The organism is uncultured Imperialibacter sp. (assembly GCF_963974565.1).
GTDB lineage: Bacteria > Bacteroidota > Bacteroidia > Cytophagales > Cyclobacteriaceae > Imperialibacter > Imperialibacter roseus.
The window spans coordinates 67,273-86,208 of the sequence record NZ_CAXBCJ010000004.1 but is presented as its reverse complement, the minus strand read 5'-3'; the positions used below and the strand labels follow the sequence as shown (position 1 = coordinate 86,208).

General features: G+C 48.1%; 14 protein-coding genes. 8 read left to right on the top strand and 6 right to left on the bottom strand.

The features are described from left to right. Positions 1-30: 30 nt before the first annotated feature. Positions 31-1,116 carry an FtsX-like permease family protein gene (locus AAC052_RS07085; RefSeq protein WP_339812046.1) on the bottom strand — a complete coding sequence of 362 codons (1,086 nt, stop codon included), beginning with the start codon at positions 1,114-1,116 and terminating at the stop codon, positions 31-33. After that, positions 1,109-2,500, bottom strand: a complete 1,392-nt coding sequence (locus AAC052_RS07080) for an ABC transporter permease (protein WP_339812044.1) — start codon at positions 2,498-2,500, stop codon at positions 1,109-1,111. Before AAC052_RS07080 ends, AAC052_RS07085 begins: the two co-directional genes overlap by 8 nt. Before the next feature lie 242 nt (positions 2,501-2,742). Here AAC052_RS07080 and AAC052_RS07075 point away from each other — a divergent pair, with 242 nt between their 5' ends. The 4 genes from AAC052_RS07075 to AAC052_RS07060 are packed head-to-tail and all read left to right on the top strand — an operon-like array spanning position 2,743 to position 6,146. Then, a complete protein-coding gene (locus tag AAC052_RS07075; RefSeq protein WP_339812042.1) occupies positions 2,743-4,113 on the top strand; it encodes a sigma-54 dependent transcriptional regulator in 1,371 nt (456 codons plus the stop codon). Continuing rightward, on the top strand, positions 4,103-5,452 hold the full coding sequence (locus AAC052_RS07070; RefSeq protein WP_339812040.1) for an ATP-binding protein: 1,350 nt from the start codon (positions 4,103-4,105) through the stop codon (positions 5,450-5,452). Before AAC052_RS07075 ends, AAC052_RS07070 begins: the two co-directional genes overlap by 11 nt. 54 nt (positions 5,453-5,506) lie before the next feature. Further along, positions 5,507-5,809 carry a nucleotidyltransferase family protein gene (locus AAC052_RS07065; protein ID WP_339812039.1) on the top strand — a complete coding sequence of 101 codons (303 nt, stop codon included), beginning with the start codon at positions 5,507-5,509 and terminating at the stop codon, positions 5,807-5,809. Then, positions 5,796-6,146 (top strand): DUF86 domain-containing protein, encoded by a 351-nt coding sequence (locus tag AAC052_RS07060; RefSeq protein WP_317491028.1) that lies wholly within the window; start codon positions 5,796-5,798, stop codon positions 6,144-6,146. The genes AAC052_RS07065 and AAC052_RS07060 overlap by 14 nt, the downstream gene beginning before the upstream one ends. A 5-nt stretch (positions 6,147-6,151) precedes the next feature. Here the strand turns inward: AAC052_RS07060 and AAC052_RS07055 are convergent, their stop codons facing one another. Both AAC052_RS07055 and AAC052_RS07050 read right to left on the bottom strand, forming a co-directional pair. Beyond that, positions 6,152-7,237: a Gfo/Idh/MocA family oxidoreductase gene (locus tag AAC052_RS07055; protein WP_339812035.1), complete on the bottom strand. Its 1,086-nt coding sequence runs from the start codon at positions 7,235-7,237 to the stop codon at positions 6,152-6,154. A gap of 6 nt (positions 7,238-7,243) precedes the next feature. Beyond that, positions 7,244-8,275 carry a galactitol-1-phosphate 5-dehydrogenase gene (locus AAC052_RS07050; protein WP_339812032.1) on the bottom strand — a complete coding sequence of 344 codons (1,032 nt, stop codon included), beginning with the start codon at positions 8,273-8,275 and terminating at the stop codon, positions 7,244-7,246. Positions 8,276-8,510: 235 nt separating this feature from the next. On the opposite strand from AAC052_RS07050, the gene AAC052_RS07045 reads away from it, so the two are divergent. Then, positions 8,511-11,459, top strand: coding sequence for a TonB-dependent receptor (locus AAC052_RS07045; RefSeq protein ID WP_339812031.1), 2,949 nt, complete (start codon positions 8,511-8,513; stop codon positions 11,457-11,459). 67 nt (positions 11,460-11,526) lie between these two features. Then, a complete protein-coding gene (locus AAC052_RS07040; protein WP_339812029.1) occupies positions 11,527-12,732 on the top strand; it encodes a lipase family protein in 1,206 nt (401 codons plus the stop codon). Between the two features lie 60 nt (positions 12,733-12,792). Here the strand turns inward: AAC052_RS07040 and AAC052_RS07035 are convergent, their stop codons facing one another. Continuing rightward, entirely contained in the window at positions 12,793-13,908 is a 1,116-nt protein-coding gene (locus AAC052_RS07035) for a fasciclin domain-containing protein (RefSeq protein ID WP_339812027.1), read from the bottom strand. A gap of 268 nt (positions 13,909-14,176) precedes the next feature. Here AAC052_RS07035 and AAC052_RS07030 point away from each other — a divergent pair, with 268 nt between their 5' ends. Next, positions 14,177-14,797, top strand: a complete 621-nt coding sequence (locus AAC052_RS07030) for a hypothetical protein (protein WP_317491022.1) — start codon at positions 14,177-14,179, stop codon at positions 14,795-14,797. Between the two features lie 10 nt (positions 14,798-14,807). Here AAC052_RS07030 and AAC052_RS07025 read toward each other — a convergent pair whose 3' ends face one another. Then, a complete protein-coding gene (locus AAC052_RS07025) occupies positions 14,808-17,576 on the bottom strand; it encodes a CHAT domain-containing tetratricopeptide repeat protein (protein ID WP_339812025.1) in 2,769 nt (922 codons plus the stop codon). Positions 17,577-17,928: 352 nt separating this feature from the next. On the opposite strand from AAC052_RS07025, the gene AAC052_RS07020 reads away from it, so the two are divergent. Further along, positions 17,929-18,879 carry an alpha/beta hydrolase family protein gene (locus AAC052_RS07020; RefSeq protein WP_339812023.1) on the top strand — a complete coding sequence of 317 codons (951 nt, stop codon included), beginning with the start codon at positions 17,929-17,931 and terminating at the stop codon, positions 18,877-18,879. Positions 18,880-18,936: the final 57 nt, after the last annotated feature.

Genomic DNA, 18,936 nt, shown 5'->3' with positions numbered 1-18,936 from the left:
AGTTGCTCGATTGATCAGTTAACTTAAATGCTACTCATTGCGAAGACTTTCTACCGGATTCAGCCTCACTGCCTTCAATACCTGAAACAGGATAGTCAAAAAGGTCAGCACCAGCAGGCTCGCTACCGGGATGGCAACGAACCACCACCCGATGTCAATCCTGTAGGCATATCCCTCCAACCAGTTACTCACCAGCCACCAGCCCGCAGGAATAGCTACCACATTCCCCATAAGAACCAGCACTAGAAACTCCTTTGACACCAGCACCATGATGTCGCCGTACCTGGCACCCAATACTTTGCGAATACCAATCTCCTTGGTCTTTTGATAAAGTGTGTAGGAAGCCAGGCCAAACAGGCCCATGCAACCGATGAAGATCGCAAAGGCAGAGAAAAGAGTAAACAATGCGCCAAATTGCTGATCGGCTTTGTATTGTTGGTTGAACTGCTCATCCAGAAACGAATAGTCGAAGGTGCTCTCGGGAAACGCTTCCTTCCAAGACGACTCCAGGCTGGACAGGACTGGTGCGAGCGCAGCCGTTTTTTTATCAACAGTTTCCTCAAGGTTCAGTTTTACCAGATAATAGTTGCTCCAGTTGGAGAGCACATAGACCACCGGCTCGATGGAAGACTGCAAAGCCTGGTGGTGGTAATCGTCGGTCACACCAATAATCCTCAGATCGGCGTCGCCAAAAACCGGGCACGCCAGGTGCTGATACAGTGCCTCCTCCGGCGACTGATACCCCAACGCTTCCGCTGCCCGTTTATTGATCACAATTTCTCCGGTAACCCAGGGTTGCTCATGCCCCTGAAAGAACGTTCCGGCTACCATGTTAATCGACAGTGCTGTAGGGTAATCTTTGTCGCAAGCAATCAAACTAAACGATGCTCCCTCGCCTTCGGCCTCACCCTTTCTCCTCACTTTCGTTGACGTCCAGCCAATTTTATGCCCCGGCATGGTGCTGGCTGTTGTCATCGCCGCAAACTGCGGGTTTCTAAGCAGCTCCGTTTTAAAATAGTTGACTTTCTTGTTGAACTCTACGCTGCTCAACGCCGAAGGAGGTGACTTTAACACCACCACATCGTTGATATTAATCCCCAAATCCTGGCTACGCATATAGCCGATTTGCCTGTATACTGTGATAGTGCCCGCTATAAGCAGAGCGGATACAGCAAATTGAAAAATCACCAGTGACCTGCGCAGAAAAACCCCCCCGACTATCGGTGCTAAACCTTCCACCCAGCACCCTGGCGGGCCTGTAGCCCGACAATATAAAGGCTGGATAAAATCCCGCAAAAAATGAGGCGGTTAGCCAAAACAACACGACGCAAGCCCAAAAGACCGGCTCTGCAATCAGGGTGGAGTGGATTTCTATGCCCGTCCAGTTTCCAATCCGCCCCAGCAGGCTTAGGGCCAGCGTAAGTGCCAGCACAATACTGACAGCATTGATCAACATCGACTCAAAAAGAAATTGGCTGATCAGCTGTCTCTTTAATGAACCAAAAACCTTTCTGATACCCACTTCCCTGGCCCGATCCACCGACTGCGCAGTGGCAAGGTTTACATAGTTGACCCAGGAAATGATCAGCACCAGCGCACCTACGATACTTATAAACACCACATAGGTATAGTTGCCTGTTTTGGCCGATTCAAACTCGAAAGAAGAGTGAAGATATACGTCAGCCATTGGCTGAAGGGAATACTTGTAATTAACGCCCTGATTCTTCTGGCTCTCCGGGCGGTGCTCCTGATAAATGGAGTTGTATGCACTTGTAACACGGTCTATGGACTGTGGACTATTAAGTACCACATAGCTACCCAGGTAGCTATTCTCCCAGTCGTTGATCCTCACATTGATCTTGTCATAAAACGTAAGCGGGATAAGTACTTGTGGAGAGATCTGGCTATTGAATGGTGGGTCTTTCATCACTCCTGACACCAGAAAGGGGTATTTACCCCAATTGTTTCCCATTTCAATCTCCCGACCCATAGGATCCTGGCTTCCAAAAAGCTTTTTTGCCACGCTCTCAGTGATAACCATGTTTTCCGGTTTTGTAAGAGCAGAGCGCTCGTCGCCACTTACCAGGTCGAAGCTAAGCGCCTCGAAAAAAGTTGAATCGACAATATAGAAGTTCCCCTGAAATACCTGACGGGGAGTGGCTTCAGACTTGTTTGTTAACGAAACATTGGTATAATCAATCCGGTCAAACCTGGCGTAAGTCTCAATCTCAGGTACTTGCGCTGCCACCACTACCGAAAGCGGGGCATGGCTGCCGGGATTCGCTGCCGCCTCTTTGCTGGCCTGGGTCATAGTACCAACAACACGATATGTTCTGTCGAGCTTTTCATGAAAGCTATCGTAGCTGGTTTCCTGCACCACATATTGCAGAATGACCAGCACCACCGTCAGGCTCACTCCCATGCCAGCGATATTGATGAAAGCAAAACCCTTCTTTCTCTTTAGATGACGGAAGGCTAGAATTAGATAGTTTTTGAGCATAACCTTATTCGCTTATGGTGACGGAACCATTATACGCCAAACAGAATGCCATAATATTTAAAATTCTGAATATCAAATAATTGCAAAATAAAAACTTGCTTAACACCATTCGAATTGTTTCACATTGAAACAATTTTTCGTTTCATTGTGGAACAGTTTATATATTTCTGGCACTAACCCTCCAAGGGCTCTTGCCATATCGAAGATTAGCCCTTGGAGGGTTCAGAACGATTTTTACAAACATGCCCAAGCTCAACGCCAATATACTCATCATTGAAGACGACGAAGACGTGCTCTACACTGCTAAGCTGGTGCTCAAGCAGCGATTTGGTGAGGTGCATACCGAGACCGACCCAAAGCGACTTCCAAGGCTATTGGAGAAAACTGCCTTCGATGTGATCCTGCTTGACATGAACTTCTCTCATGGACAAACCAGCGGGAACGAGGGACTCTTTTGGCTGAGAGAAATACTTAAGCTTGATTCGCAGGCGCACGTCATTATGAACACCGCCTACGGCGACATCCAGCTGGCGGTTGAAGCCATGAAAATTGGGGCCATCGATTTTCTGGTAAAGCCCTGGGAAAGGGAAAAGCTGATAGCTACCGTCGAAAACGTCTTCCAGCTTTCCCGCTCCAAAAAAGAGGTGCAAAAGCTAAAATCGAGAGAAAAGGTAATAACTGGCGACATCGACAAGGCGTTTCCCGATATGATCAGTCGCTCCGATGAAATGGCGCCGGTGTTTGAAGCGATAGAAAAAGTAGCAAAAACAGACGCCAACGTGCTTATCCTTGGTGAAAACGGAACGGGCAAAGAGCTGGTAGCCAGGGAGATCTACCGCCAGTCGCTCCGGGCAAAAGAGCCTTTCATTAAAGTTGATCTTGGCTCTCTGGCAGAAAGTCTGTTCGAATCGGAGCTGTTTGGGCACAAAAAGGGAGCCTTTACTGATGCTAAGGAAGACCGGCAGGGACGGCTCGAAATAGCATCGGGCGGCACGCTGTTTTTAGATGAAATTGGCAACCTTACCACCACGCAGCAGTCGAAGCTACTCACGGTGCTGCAAGCCCGGCAGGTGACGCCCATTGGCTCCAATCGCCCGGTCGATATTGACATAAGGCTAATTTCTGCCACCAATATCCAGCTGGATCAGGTGATAGAGAGTGGAGAATTCCGGCAAGATTTATTGTATCGGATCAATACCGTTGAAATCACACTTCCTCCGCTTCGATCGAGAACCGGGGACGTGGCCTTACTGGCGGAGCATTACCTTAACTTGTACGCCAGCAAATACAACAAGCGGCAGCTATCGCTGAACAAGGCGGCTTTAAAAAAGCTAGACCAGTACCCCTGGCCTGGCAACATCCGTGAGCTGCAACATACGATGGAAAGAGCCGTGATCATGGCCGACACGACTGAGCTGACCGCCGATGATTTCCCACTCGACAAAAAGCCCCAGCCCAGCCAGATCAACGAAGTGCTCCAAAAAGATGAAATGGAAAAGCAGCTCATTCAGAAGGCCATCAAAAAATGGGAAGGTAACCTGACCAAAGCGGCTGACGAAATGGGCATGGGCCGCACCACACTGTACCGCAAAATGAAAAAGTATGGTTTTTGACAGGTTTCGCTGGCAGGTAGTCGCTCGCATTGCCGTCATTCTGGTGCTCGGCTACGCAGGCATGTACATCATTATGAGCACCGACTTCTGGCTGGCTGGCTGCTGGCTGATCCTGTTTACTGCCATTGCCACGGTATCCTTGTTTCGCTATGTGGAAATCTACCGAAGGGAGCTCTACAATTTCCTTTCTGCTATCAAACAGGGCGATTTCACGAATTCCTTTTCAGGCCACACCGCCCGCTTCCGGGTCGACGACCTGAAGTTTGCCTATTCCGAAATCATCAGAGTTTTCCATCAGCTAAGCTCCGAGCGGGAGTCGCAATACCTGTTTCTTCAAACCATTGTGGAGCATGTGAGGGTGGCCCTTGTTGTAGCCGACCCAAAAGGCGAAGTGCTGATCTATAACCGTTCTTTTACTGAGCTCACGGGCAAGAAGTTCATTAGAAATATAGGCTCGCTCCGCAATGTGGACGAACGCTTTTACGACACCATCGCCGCTTTGGAACCGGGTCAGCGAATCCTCACAAAGCTCTTGCACAAGGAGCTTGACAACCTATCGGTTCAATGCTCTTCCATTACGGTGAAGAACACCCAATACCGCATTATCTCCTTTCAGGACATTAGGAATGAGTTGGAAGAAAGGGAACTCGACTCATGGCAAAAGCTGATCAGGGTGCTGACACATGAAATTATGAATTCGGCCATTCCAATTTCCACGCTTACGTCGGTGATAAGAGAGATGCTCGTGGACGACTCGGGTCAACCATTCCCATTGTCGGAACTCGACGCCGAGTCGGCGAAGGACGTTGTCGATAGCCTGAAAACGATAGAAAACCGCAGCAAAGGCCTCGTCAGGTTTGTAGAGGCCTACCGCAGTTTGACAAACATTCAGCCTCCTAAAATTGAAAAAGTAAAAGTATCAACACTGTTTAACGAGGTTGAAAAACTCTTTTTGAAGGATTTCGATAAAAAGAAGATCAAGCTGGAGACAGAGACCTTGCCAGCCGGGCTGGAAATCACCATCGACAAAGACCTGTTTGAGCAGGTGCTGATCAACCTCGTAAAAAACGCTGGTGAAGCAGTGGAAGCAACCGCTTCTCCCCTTATCAAAATGAGCGCAACGCAAGATAACGGGAATGTTATCATCTCAATCTCAGACAATGGCCCTGGTATTCCAGCCGACATCCTGGACAACATTTTCGTCCCTTTCTACACGACAAAAAAGCAGGGTTCAGGCATTGGACTCAGCCTCAGCCGGCAGATCATCAGGCTGCATAAAGGAACGCTTACTGTCAATACGGAGATTGGAACAGGGACTAGTTTCGTAGTGAGGGTGTGAGGCTATGCATTGTCTGACAAATGGTTTGTATATTTACTTGACTAAGCAACGAAAATGAAGCTTTCATCGCACCATATCCTTGAGTTCATCACAACTCATCAGCCAGAAATTGAGCGATTTGGGGTGAGTAAACTCGGCCTCTTCGGCTCGTTTGTCAGAAATGAGCAAACCCCGGAAAGTGATATTGACATTCTTGTAGAGTATAAGCCAGGTACCAAGTCCTTTGATAACTTCATTGGACTGATCGATTACCTTGAAAACTCTCTCGGACGAAACATAGAATTAGTTACACCAGAATCTCTTAGCCCTCTCATTAGACCCTATATTGAAAAGGAAATTCAGTATGTCCAATTTTAGCTGGATTCAATTTCTAAAGCATATTCTGATCGAGACGGAGTTTATCCTGAAAAGTAGTGAAGGGAAGTCTTTTGACGACTTACAATCCGATGAGGTGTGGCAGCGGGCAATAGTCCGAAGCATCGAAATTATTGGGGAAGCTTCAAAGAAAGTAGATCTTGAACACCGAGCAAAGTACCCTCAGGTGGAGTGGAAAAGAATGGCTCAAATGAGAGATAAATTGATCCATGATTATTTCGGCGTAGACTATGAAATCGTTTGGGACGTCATCATAAACAGGATACCTGAACTGAACGACCACTTGAAACAAATAGTCGACTCAGAACCGGACAATTGAGCATCTCAGATTAAAGGCCATTTAATCTCTTTCCCCTCTTTCATTGAGCGGTAGATGGCCGTGAATATCTCGACAGTTTTTCTACCCTCTTTTCCATCTACCATCGGCGGCCTGTCATTGATGATCGCATCCACGAAGTCCTGGTTCTGGGCCCTTATGAAGTATTCAATGGGATCCTCTCTGTGAAACAAGTCGACGTCTTCTTTTTCCCACTGCGCCACCAGGCCTTCTTCCCCTGGCACGGTCCAAAGGTCGGTTTTGGGCGGCTCTTGTACTTTTGAGATACCTGCAATGAACATCGCTCCTCCGTCGGTTTGCACACCTACAGAAGCACCATTAGAGCCGTGGATATGTACTTTTCCGTAAAGCCCTGGCTTCTGAGAGTTGCTCAAAATGAGGTTGGCGATACCACCTCCTTTGAACTTGATGATCGCCACGGCAGTGTCGTCCACTTCAATGTAGGGGTGATTGATATTGTTCCATACGCCATACAAAGATTCCATTTCTCCACCCATATACCATTGCAGCAGATCGATTTGGTGCGGGGCTTGGTTCACCAGCACACCGCCTCCTTCGTGCTCCCAGCTACCTCTCCAGGGGTTGCTTTTGTAATATTCTTCGCCACGCCAGCCAAGCAGCTGGGCTATTCCCAGCGCAGGCGTGCCAACCTTCCCGGCGTCAATCGCCTTTCTAATCCTTTGCGAAGCTGGCAAAATACGCCGCTGGCTTACCATGCCCAGCTTCTTTCCGTATTTCTTTGAGGCGGCAATCATGGCGTCGCAGTCTTCCAGCGTGGAGGCCAGAGGTTTTTCCACCAGCACGTGCGCACCCTGGCTCATAGCCGCTTCCACCGCCTCAAGGTGGTTAGGATGGGGTGAACAGACCGTAACCATATCCAGCTTTTCAGCCGAAACCATGTCGGCAATATCCTGATAGGCCTTGGCCCCATACTTCCCGGCAAAAGCCTCTCCTCTTTCCTTGCTTCGGCTTTGCACCGCCACGAGACTGGCATTTTTGATATTGACAATGCCATCGGCATGCATGCCTGCGGCTTTTCCACTTCCAACTACTCCTACTCTAATTTTCTCCATTTTTTCTTAAGGCTTTAGCATCACTTTCATGAGGCCTTTTTCTTTGTTATACAATCGATCAAACCAGGCGGCACCTTCGGATAACGGGACCTCCGCCGACAAAATACTTGTTACGTCCAGGCGACCGGTTGCAATCAAATCCAGCACCGCAGGATATTCGCCATTAATGGCGCACGATCCCTGCACTCTTATCTCCCGGGTAACTACCGACTGCACAGGAAAATTGATCGTTGGAGTTACATTGCCAATCAATGTCACTTTGCCTCCTTTGCGAACAGCAGAGATACAGGTATTCACACTGTCCTCCTCTCCCACCACCTCAAACACTACATCAGCCCCACGTCCGTCGGTCAAGGCTTTCACCGTTTCCACCAACTTCGGGTCGTCCGGCAGAAAAGCGTGGTCGGCACCCAGCTTTCTGGCAAGGTCCAGCTTAAAGTCGTCGATGTCCACGGCAATCACTTTCCGGCAGCCTCTGATTTTTAGTAGCTGAAGCACAAACGAGCCCACCATGCCTACTCCCACCACCACCACAATATCCGTCATGGAGGGTTGGGTAATTTCAATGCCATGAAGCGCTACCCCCGCTGGTTCCACAAAAGCGGCCTGTGTGTAAGAAATGGCATCTGGAAGCTTATAAAGAATGTGCTCGGGCAATACCACATATTCTGCAAAGGCACCATCTTTTCGGAAGTCCGGTGTAGACACGCCCACCACCATTTTACCATCACTGAGCTGGTAATGACCTTGTCGTGTAAACCAGTCATCTTTCTTAAAAATGGTAGAATCGAAAGTAACCCTGTCCCCCGCCTTCCAGTTGGCCACATTGCTCCCCACTGCTGCTATTTCACCGGCAGCCTCATGCCCCATAATAACGGGTGGAAGCCTTCTACCGGAGCTGCCATCCATACCATGAACATCGCTGCCGCATATCCCGGCGGCTTTAACTCTCACCAGCACTTCGTTGTCGGCGATCTTCGGGTCGGGCACTTCCTTATACGTAAATTGATTGTAGGCTTCCAGCACAAGGGCTTTCATGGCAAAAGGGTGTTTAATGAGCTCATAAGATAAGGCAAATACCTATCAAGAGGCAATCCATGTGTCACATTTTGCCCCGTCGATGGCTCAAGTATATGCAATAGTTATATCTTTATTATTACCAGCCAAAACAAGCCTCCTGATTAGACCTTATTTAAATATCCCATACAGAGAATCACTTTGCCAAATTCTCAAAAAAAGATTTAGATTTAAGGATTAGCTTAAAAATGACCCTATGAAGAAGATATCTACTTGCTTAAACTTACTATTTCTACTTTTATTCGCTGCGTCAACGGCGATAGCTCAAACCAGCATTTCGGGCAAAATAACTGATGCTGCCAATGGCGACGGACTTGCCGGAGTCAACATCCTTGTGAAGGGCAAGGTGTTGGGTACGGTAACCGACATCAATGGGAACTTCAAACTCAGCGTCAGCGATGCGCCTCCTTTCACGCTTCAAATATCCTACATAGGATATACCACACAGGAGTTTGTGGTGAGCAATGCCGCCATGAGCAATATTGACATCAAGATGCAGGAGCAAACGATGCTCGGGCAGGAGGTAGTCATTTCAGCCTCCAGGGTGGAAGAGAGTATCCTTGAGTCGCCGGTATCTATCGAGAAGATGGACATCCTGGCAGTGCAGTCCACCGCTGCTGACAATTACTACAAAGGCATTGCGTCACTAAAGGGAGTCGACGTTACCAGCAGTAGTATCAACTTCCAAATCATCAATACCAGAGGGTTTGCCAACACCGGCAACACCAGATTTGTGCAGCTTACAGACGGGATGGATACGCAGGCTCCTGCTCTCAATTTTCCAATTGGCAACTTAAATGGCCCATCAGAACTGGATGTAGAAAGTGTGGAACTGATTCCGGGTGCTTCGTCTGCACTATATGGTCCCAATGCTTTTAACGGGATTCTACTGGTTAACAGTAAAAGTCCCTTTGAATACCAGGGCGTGAGTGCCTTCTCAAAAGTGGGTATCAACCATGTGGGAGGCGGAGAAAAATCAGGTCATGATGCCGCTCCCCTTTACGAAGGCGCCCTTCGTTACGCCAAGTCATTCAATAACAAGTTCGCCTTCAAAGTAAACCTCGCCTACAGCAAGGCTGAGGACTGGCACGGCACCAGCGATGTAGACCGGGAAATAGCCAGGACGCCTGAAGGTTTCAGCTCTAACCCAGGGTCGGACAGGCTGCACTATATGGGCGATGAGGCTTCCATCAACCTCGCTATTTTCCCTCTCAGCGCCAACTGGAATGTGCTGGCCAGAAACGCCGTATTTGAGCCGGGTGTTTCCGCCCAGACCTACGCCGCCGCTGGCGATCTTCCGAGCAACGTAGTTTCAGTCACCCCATACAAGGAGGTTGATCTCATTGATTACGGCGCTGAAAACAAGAAAGCAAGCGTGGGGCTTTTTTATCGCCCCAACGATAGAATGGAATTGAGTTACCTCTTCAACGGAGGTTGGGGCACTAGTATCTACACCGGCGCTCAAAGGTATTCTCTAAACAACTTCGGCATTATGCAACACCGGCTGCAGCTGAGAGGTGATAATTTCTATGTGCGTGCTTACACAACCAGAGAGAACTCAGGAGATTCATATATCACGGAGTTTTTGGCCAAGAGGGTCAACGACCTGGCCGCTGCAAGGGTCAATCCTAACTTTGACGTTTCGAGCGCTTTGGGCAATTACGGTATAGAATACCTTAGATATCTGTACAATTCGGGGTACGCTCCGGGCGACGTCAATGCACTATCTGATGCCGAAAGAATTCAGGTGCAGCAGGCGGGCCATGCCTACGCAAGAGGTGTTTTCAATGACCTGTTTGTACTTGACCCCAATTCGAAGGAATTTCAGGACATAAAGAAAAGGGCTTTAGTTGGTGTGGTTCCAAAAGGTCCGGGATTCAACGACCGTACAAACTTGTATCATGCAGAAGGTCAGTACGACTTCAAAAATGAGATCGACTTCATGGAACTGCAAGTTGGAGCCAGCTACAGGTTGTATGAGCTCAACTCCGGCGGAACGATTTTTGACGATGCAGATGCGCCCATCACCATTGCAGAACAGGGTATCTACACACAGTTTGGCAAGTGGATAGGCGACCGCAAAGTGAAACTATCAGGCTCTGTTCGCTACGATAAAAACCAGAACTTCAAAGGACGGGTGAACCCAAGGCTTTCAGCGGTTTGGAAGGTCAAAGAAAACCACAACCTGCGGGCGTCGTTCCAAACCGGATTTAGAATACCCACCACACAAGGCCAGCACATCGACCTTAGCATCATCAGTGCCAGGCTGCTGGGGGGGCTTCCAAGATATGCTGAGAAGTACAACCTTACCGAAGTGTCAAGCACTGGAGTTCCACTGGGTTATGAAGGCTTTTCAGTTCAGAACTACGGCACAGCGGTATTTAATCAGGGGGCGACTCCGGCAGCAATCTTCAACCCGGCCAACATTGCCCTGCTGACGCCCGTAACGACTTTCAATCCAGTGAAACCAGAGCAGGTGAAGTCGTTCGAAATCGGCTATAAAACATTGATCCAAAACAAACTCCTGATCGATGCTGGCTATTATTATAATATTTATGATGATTTTATTTCTCAAATCAGAATAAGAAAAGCGACTGAGTATACCTCTGCCACTGCTCCCAGCCCTGAATTGGTAGGTACACCCAACTACGCCACAATTCTGAACGGAACTGATCTGAATACTTTCCAGATTTACACCAATATTGATCAGACCGTAACATCGCAAGGCACTGCTATTGGGCTTACCTACAATTTAAGCAGGGGATATACCATTTCGGCCAACCATAGCTGGAACGTGCTGAACGATGTGCCGGAAAACTTCCTGGCTGAATACAACACACCAAAGCACAAGGTGAATGTGTCGTTTGCCAACCGAAAACTGACGGACATTATTGGTTTCAACGTGGCCATGAGATACCAGACGGAATTTGAATGGCAGTCGTCTTTCGTAGCACCAGCGTTTGGAATGGTGCCAGCTTACACCACGGTGGATGCGCAAATGAGCTTTAAGTTGCCCAATATCAAATCGATGCTGAAAGTTGGCGGTTCCAACATTCTCAATACCTATTATATCCAAAGCTTAGGCGGCCCCAATATTGGCGCTATCTACTATGTGTCGCTCACTTTTGATGAACTAATGAATTAATCTAACAACAATTTGCCCGTAATGGCTGTCTTTGATACGACAGCCTTTTTTATTTAAGCCCATGACTATGAAAAAGAATTATCTGCTCAGTTTCCTGTTTATTCTACTACTCGGCATCACTTCGTGCCAAAAAGACGACGACCGAGGACCATCGGTAAAGTATACGAACCTAACCGAGGCAACCTCATTCTTAAGCAGATCAGCCGGAGAATTGAAGACTTATGTTTCCGTCGCTGACATTGACATCCCAACTGATAGGTTCATTTACAACGTAGACATCTACAAGATCACCTACGAGACAACCTATAAGGGGCAGACAATTACCGCTTCAGGAGTGGTCATTTTGCCCGATACGGAGGAGAAAGTCAGCATGATCAGCTTTCAGCATGGCACCATAGCCTCTCATGCAGAAGCGCCTTCCGCTTCATCACTTCAGAGCACCTCTCTCATTCTTTACGCCGCTATGGCAAGCCCTGGATTCATTACGGTCGTCCCTGATTTCATTGGCTTCGGAGCGTCAAAGGAGCTCCTTCACCCATATTATGTAAAGGAGGCAACGGCAACGGCGGTTGTGGATGCGCTGAAAGCTGCGCACCAGTTGGCGCAAGAAAAAAATGTGAATTTCAACTCAAATTTGTTCCTTGCCGGGTATTCTCAGGGTGGATACGCCACCATGGCGGCTCAACAGTCAATTGAAAATGATCCTCTGCCTGGGTTTGACCTTAAAGCGTCTTTCCCCTCGTCGGGAGGCTACGACGTCAAGGGCATGCAGAAATATTTCTTCGGACTTGAAACCTACGACAACCCGTTTTTCCTGGCTTATGTGGCGCTGGCTTACCAAACCTACTACGACTGGACAGAACCTTTGTCTAACTTCTTCAACGAGCCTTATGCTGCCGAAATTCCGGTGCTATTCGACGGGAGCAAAAGCGGCGGACAAATCAACGAGGAATTAAGCTATACTATTTCTGAATTGGTACAGCCTGATTTACTTGAAAACATTGATACCAACCCAGATTACCAATACCTGGTAGATGGGTTTAACGACAACGGACTGACTGACTGGACGCCTACCACCAAAACCTATATGTTTCATGGCACGGCAGATGTAACAGTACCCTATCAAAACTCTGTGGACAGTTACAATAAACTGATAGAAAATGGAACGCCAACGTCTGTCCTGACCCTCACTCCTTTAGAAGGATTCACCCATTATACAGGTGTGGTGCCCTATGTGGAGGCTTTTGTCCCACTGTTGTTGGAATATCAATAAGAGAAAATAAAAAAGGCCGGATGATCCGGCCTTTTTTATTTGTGCTAATGTTGACAATAATTATTGTGGTGGTGCAAGTACACCTGCAATCACATGTATCCGACCATTTGAGTTTGTTGCCGCATCTGGAACAACAATTTCAGCATTGAAGCCGCTACCTGTCGCAGGATTGAAATCGCTATTACTATCGATGAAAATACCCACTCCAACCTGCTTATTAGCCGAATTGTAATAAAAATATAACGGATTGTAGTTGACGCCATCTTTGGTCAAAGCACTATTAAACTTTTTTCCAGTTGTGGACGCAGTCACATCCGTTAAGGCTGCTGGAGTTACATCCGAAAGCACCACATGATTGGCGATGATACCGTACCATTGCTGGCCTGTGTAAGTATTGGCCGTAATCTGTCCCGCTGTAAATGTCTCATTTGTTGGAGCAAAAACAGTGTGGACAGTGCCTCCAGCAAGGATAGAAGTCAATGTCGGTAGCTCATTTGCAGCTGCGTAAGTATCAGCTAGTTTAATTCCAGCTGCTAAAGTACTAAAAGGAGCGCCTAATAAAAGCGTGCCTGCATTTGTCCCAAGGATGGGCGTAAGAGAAGTGCCCACCGATGGTGGAATTAATACCGTAGCCACTAAATGCACCACACCATTGGTAGCCTTCAAGTCAGCCGAGACGATCTCAATAGCCTGATTGGTTGAGCCTGTTTTCAGAGTACCGTCGGCATTCACAACAATTGCCTCTGTTTCTGCTGTGGTCACTGAGGTGCCTGCAGTCAAATCAGCTTTCAGCTTGGTGCCGGACACAACATGGTAAGACAATACACCTTTTACAATTTCAGGGTTAATGTCAGTGATATCTGATGGAAACCCTGGCGTAGCAAGAAGGTTTTTGAAAGCATAATTACTTGGGGCAAAAAGCGTGTATTCAGTAGAGCCGCCCAGCAACTCAACCAGATCAGGATATACACCCAAATACTTAACAAGAGAGTCCAGTGACTCCTTCTCATCGGCCCCGGAAGCTTGCTTGTATTTATCAGAGCTAATCAGCTCTACAATGTCCATTGTTGGTACTTCTTCCTCATCATCGCCACCGCAACCGGTGAAAACAAGGAGACCAAGCGCCATGGCTGGCAGGCTAAATATCTTCGCCCATTTGATAATGTTCATTTTCATAACGTGTAGTTTATTTGGTTCAAATCGAGAACGAAATATAGCAAGATTATTCAAACAAACGTTTGAAATGTGATAAAATAGTATGCATGACGAGTAGTTTGATCGTTCCACTCCACAATAACCATCACTTCAAGCATTTGTTCACCAGGCCACCAGCCTGAACAACACAAAATATATCAGTTTCGAGCAGAAGTCACTTTCCTTAAAAGTAAGTATTCCCCAGGCGTTGCATATTCCTTACCTTGAGCAGAAACTAACACTAATCATTATGTCAACTATTAAGCTTTACGCAAAAAAGGATGATTTCACATCGCTGCCCCCCAAGTCAACTGCTATTTCTGTTACTGAATCCACATCAATGATCCCAGCTTACGACATCCACGAGTACAACCTGGCTGGGCTGTCGGTATATGGTTTTTCTTATCAGGTAAACTGCGTTGATTCCAATTTTGCTCTCGCTTCAATGACCATACCTGCCTACTTTGAAGAGGCTCGTGTTGTCAACGGAAAACGAGTCGACATGCACGGCCTCTTTCTTGTGAACATGGGCGACAGCGCTGGCTACCTGAAAGAGTTTTTCGAGGACAAGCGGATTTTCGGGCCTTTTGGTTGCCCAAAACGAGTGCTGGCAAAAGCAGGCAATGGAGCGGGGGTATCCAAAGAATACTTTACTTTCAATAACATGCGCTTCTATCCATTCATACTACCCGACTTCACTATTGGCTACTATGTATGCGATGGTGCTGTACCTCCCCGGGGTGGGGAACCAAGAGGCGCATGGCGGGCTTATGACCCTGCAGAAGACGGCGTCGCACTGGATGCCCCGGTCACCTACGATCCCACACTTGGCCTTTACATTACCAGGGCTGCGCACATCGAACCCAGGTAGGGAAATTTTGCTACTGCCCCTGGCAAACAAGCCCAGACCAAAAATGCGGATGAGCCATAAGCTCGTCCGCTTCTTTCAGGTATTGTCGCTTGGCAAGTGAAAGGCTGGTTGAAGCGCTTTTTCCCTGACTCAGTGCGTTGTAAAAGCTTCCAACCAATGTAGAAGTGGTGCCGTCGGAAAGGTTCCACAAAGACGCTACCACATTGCTCACTCCTGCCTGCTTAAATGCCCTGGCCAGGCTATAGGTGCCTTCTCCTTCCACCACTGGCCCAAACGCCGACTGACAGGCCGTGAGCACTACCGTATGCGCCCTGATCGACAAGGGTGCAATTTCGTACCCATACAGGGCATCCTGAACGAGGCCTGAGGAAGAATAGCAGGCAATCTTATTCTCCAATTTATCGGCCAAACTGGACGATGCATGTAAACCCAGGTGCATAATATCTCCAGCCGACACCAGATCATCTACCAACCTTTGTCGGGTTATTTCTTCGTTTGTTCTCAGCAGGATGTCACTCTCCGAAAATATTTTATCCAGGAGCGCCACTTCCTTTTTTGTACCAGGCAGGGCATAAAGTTCACCCAGGCTTTTGGTAAATGAGTAAGCAACAACTTCATCTGTTCGGCTTGTCTGCATATGCTGACTCAAGGAATAAATTTGCAAACTCGGTGCATAGTTTACCTCACAGGTCCTGATCAGATAAGGTGCATCCCGAAATGACACGGCCACCTCCTTTGTAAGCACTTCAAACGGGAGATAAGCCAACACCCCGTCTGGAATGACCAGTAGAGACTTTTGGATCTTGCCCAACGGCCTTATTAACTTGTCGTACAGCTGCGCTGAGGATTCCATAAAGGCCTTTTTTGCCTCCACATCCTGTCGATTGGGCAGCTTCGAAAGCTGCGTGCCCACCACCTTGAGAGCAGTGGTAACAGACGTATCCATCTCTACCCGTTCAAATCGGCCCTCACCGCCGTAACTTAGGGAATAAACATAATCGTCGTCCACAAAATACTGCACAAAGGTGGCTTCACGGGCGTCTGCCATGCCAGCATAATGAGCATACGAATCTGAATTAATCTGATATTTGGCTTTGTAATAGTCCGGGTATTTGTCCTGCATATCAGCATAGTAGTCATCGGCTTTTCGCAGTAGCATAGTCATTTCCCTTGAATCGTAAGCATAGCTCCGCTTCATTGCGGCTATCTGAGCCTTCAGTTGAAGTTCCTTTGCTCTGAACTCCTCCGGCACTTCCGAAAAGTATTCATTGTTCCTGGCCAGCAAGTCCTGATAGGTAATAAGCCCTTTGCTCCTTTCCATATACAAATGCGCCCGGTTCAGGTAAGCTGTGTCCTGGGTAAGCTGATGCAAATGAAAGCTCGCTTCAATAGCCCCGGAATAAACCATGCGGCCAATACGCAAAAACATCAGCAGGGCGTCTTCTTCCACTGCTCTTATTTGTCGGAACATCAGTGAATCAATGAGCTGGTATATTTCAAATGAACGGTTTAGGTTTTGCCGGTCTCCTGGGTCGTCCCTGAACCGTTGTAGCTCTATTTCAGCCAGCTGCTGATAGTTAACGAAATTGTAGCTCCAGTTGGCTACCTCTGGAGAAACAAGAACTTCCCAGGAAAAAGGGGTGTTTTTGTAGGGTGAAAAATAGACGATCGCTGCGAAAATATTCTTTTCCGCCTTTTCGTACTCCCCAATCTGCCTGTACAGGTAAGCAAGTACCCAATAAGCCTCTGTTGTCTGCACAATATCAGGAAGCTTTTGTTTGGAAAAATGCGCCACGGCCCTCTCATAGGCATCGATACTTGCCTGAGCATCTCCTCTTAAAAAGTGATAGAAGCCGTACAAACGATCGGTGCTTACCGAGGCATTGTTTGCAAAGTGCGTAGGCAAACTTTCCAGACGCATCATTTGGAAGCGGAACAATGAGTCGTTATTCACAATCATTTCATGCAGGGCTCTTTCTCTCAAAAGCTTGGCCAAGCTGGACGTGTCTCCACTCAATTGGATCTTCTCGTCGGCAAGCTGGTAGTAATAATTCGCCGAATCGAACTTCTCTAATCTCCGCAGGAGCGTTGCCTTCAGGGTCAGCAACTCATGCAAGTCTCTGTTCGCTGGCTGGTAGCGTAGGCCCTGTTCGGTATACCCAAGGGCGGCGACCATATCCCTGTTGGTAATGGCCACTTCCGAAAGTTGCACGAGAAGTCGTGGAATGAAGGGCGATAGGACTTCAAAATCGCCCGCCATATCCAGCGCTTTTTTGTAATAGAAATAAGATGAATCAGTTTCGCCGTGCACCATCTGATGACACCAACCCAGGTGCTCCAGCACTACGAAGTATTCAAAACTAGCCTCAAAGCCGGTTCTCCTAAGCGTGGCACTCGCCTCATGCAGTGTTTTTAATGCAGACCGCCCATTCCTGATGTCGACAACGCTCTTGAGAAGCTTGCCGGAAACAGTTTGTTGGGCCAAGACTGAATCACTAAGTTGATCCTGACTCACGGTGGTCAGCGTATCGGTGGTCAGCAGACGGCACATCTCCCGGTTAATGACCAGGTATATTTCTTGTTCCTTCGTAAGCGACGCTGCTGCAAGTAAACTGTCATAGTGCTGAACAGCCGAAGCAAACTCTCCAGCATTTCTCTTGTGGTCGGCAGCTTTGATAAATGCAGGGATATCTATAACAGATGCCATCTCTTTCTTCTGCACTTTTTCGTCAGCTGACCGGCAGGCTGTCAACATCCAGAGCATCGATAGCCAGCGCATGGTCAGTTTCAGCAGCTGGAGATGGCCTCTTGACAAAAACCTGCTCCGAAAAAAGAATTCATGTGTGCTTGGCCGCTGGCCAGGATTTATCATAAAGGGGGTCTCCGCAAATGTTAGTTAGATACAAAAGCCTGTGGCTTGGCTCAAAGTAAAATTTCCGATCGGAGAAAGCAAAGGGCAACGAATCGAAAAATGTACCGTTGCCGGCATTTATGATAAAAAAGGCGTCCAAAAATCGTTAACTTTCTCCACACAATAAAGGCACATGGGATCATTCCGAAGAACATTTATTAAAAACTCAGTGGCGGCCTCGGTCGTCAGCATGTTGCCATTTGAATTACCTACGTTTACTATGCCTCTCCAAGACTCAATCTACACCAGCCATCAGGCCAGTCAGCGCAAAAAACTGCTTGGGCTGTTGGGAGACTTACCCACCCAGCATACACCCAAACCTCCGCAACTAGTTAGAAAAGAAAAGCGCAACGGCTACACCCTGGAGCACCTGGAGTTCGACTTCAATGGGTTGGAGAAGGTGCCTGGTATCCTACTCGTGCCCGATAACCTGAAAGGCAAAGCCCCTTGCATGCTCTACTGTCATGCCCACTTTGGCACCTATGAAGTGGGAAAAGAAGAACTACTCAACGGCCGAACTGTGATGCTGGCCTATGCAGAAGTGTATGCGCAAAAGGGCATCATGACCCTGGCCATCGACAGTTGGTGCTTTGGCGAAAGGAACCGGTTGAAAAATGGAGCGTTTGGCGAAGCCGACACCTTCAAGGAAATGCTGTGGAAAGGGCAAACCCTTTTTGGCATGATGCTGTGGGACGAAATGAAAGCCCTCGACTACCTGCTGGCCCGGCCGGAAGCCGACGCCAGCCGGGTGGGCGTGTTCGGGCTTTCGATGGGTGCCACCAAAGCCTGGTGGCTGGCGGCGCTCGACACCCGCATCACCACCTGCCTCGACCTTTGCTGCCTCACCGACTTTGATGAGCTGATGAAGATTGGCAACCTCAGCGGCCATGGCATCTACTATTATGTACCTTCGTTGCTCCAGCATTTTTCTACCAGCACCATCAACGAACTGATCGTTCCCCGCCCTCACCTCAGCCTCAATGGTCGACTGGATCTGCTAACACCACCCGCTGGAGTGGAAAAGGTGAGAGATTACCTGCTGCCGCTGTATAAGCAGCACGGCCGGGAAGAAGATTGCCTCATCGAGCTGTTTGATTGTCCGCACGAAGAGCTGCCTGAGATGCGGAAGCTGGTGGTGGGGTGGTTGGATAAGTATTTGGTAAAGGGGTGAAAGTCTTGCTAAAGAGGTTCAATCGAAAAATACAGTAATGGTAAGTTTTTCCTAAGC

Coding starts and splice junctions, on each gene's coding strand:
- AAC052_RS07085 (WP_339812046.1), bottom strand. CDS start 1,116: ATGCGTAGCCAGGATTTGGGGATTAATATCAACGATGTGGTGGTGTTA.
- AAC052_RS07080 (WP_339812044.1), bottom strand. CDS start 2,500: ATGCTCAAAAACTATCTAATTCTAGCCTTCCGTCATCTAAAGAGAAAG.
- AAC052_RS07075 (WP_339812042.1), top strand. CDS start 2,743: ATGCCCAAGCTCAACGCCAATATACTCATCATTGAAGACGACGAAGAC.
- AAC052_RS07070 (WP_339812040.1), top strand. CDS start 4,103: ATGGTTTTTGACAGGTTTCGCTGGCAGGTAGTCGCTCGCATTGCCGTC.
- AAC052_RS07065 (WP_339812039.1), top strand. CDS start 5,507: ATGAAGCTTTCATCGCACCATATCCTTGAGTTCATCACAACTCATCAG.
- AAC052_RS07060 (WP_317491028.1), top strand. CDS start 5,796: ATGTCCAATTTTAGCTGGATTCAATTTCTAAAGCATATTCTGATCGAG.
- AAC052_RS07055 (WP_339812035.1), bottom strand. CDS start 7,237: ATGGAGAAAATTAGAGTAGGAGTAGTTGGAAGTGGAAAAGCCGCAGGC.
- AAC052_RS07050 (WP_339812032.1), bottom strand. CDS start 8,275: ATGAAAGCCCTTGTGCTGGAAGCCTACAATCAATTTACGTATAAGGAA.
- AAC052_RS07045 (WP_339812031.1), top strand. CDS start 8,511: ATGAAGAAGATATCTACTTGCTTAAACTTACTATTTCTACTTTTATTC.
- AAC052_RS07040 (WP_339812029.1), top strand. CDS start 11,527: ATGAAAAAGAATTATCTGCTCAGTTTCCTGTTTATTCTACTACTCGGC.
- AAC052_RS07035 (WP_339812027.1), bottom strand. CDS start 13,908: ATGAAAATGAACATTATCAAATGGGCGAAGATATTTAGCCTGCCAGCC.
- AAC052_RS07030 (WP_317491022.1), top strand. CDS start 14,177: ATGTCAACTATTAAGCTTTACGCAAAAAAGGATGATTTCACATCGCTG.
- AAC052_RS07025 (WP_339812025.1), bottom strand. CDS start 17,576: ATGCGCTGGCTATCGATGCTCTGGATGTTGACAGCCTGCCGGTCAGCT.
- AAC052_RS07020 (WP_339812023.1), top strand. CDS start 17,929: ATGCCTCTCCAAGACTCAATCTACACCAGCCATCAGGCCAGTCAGCGC.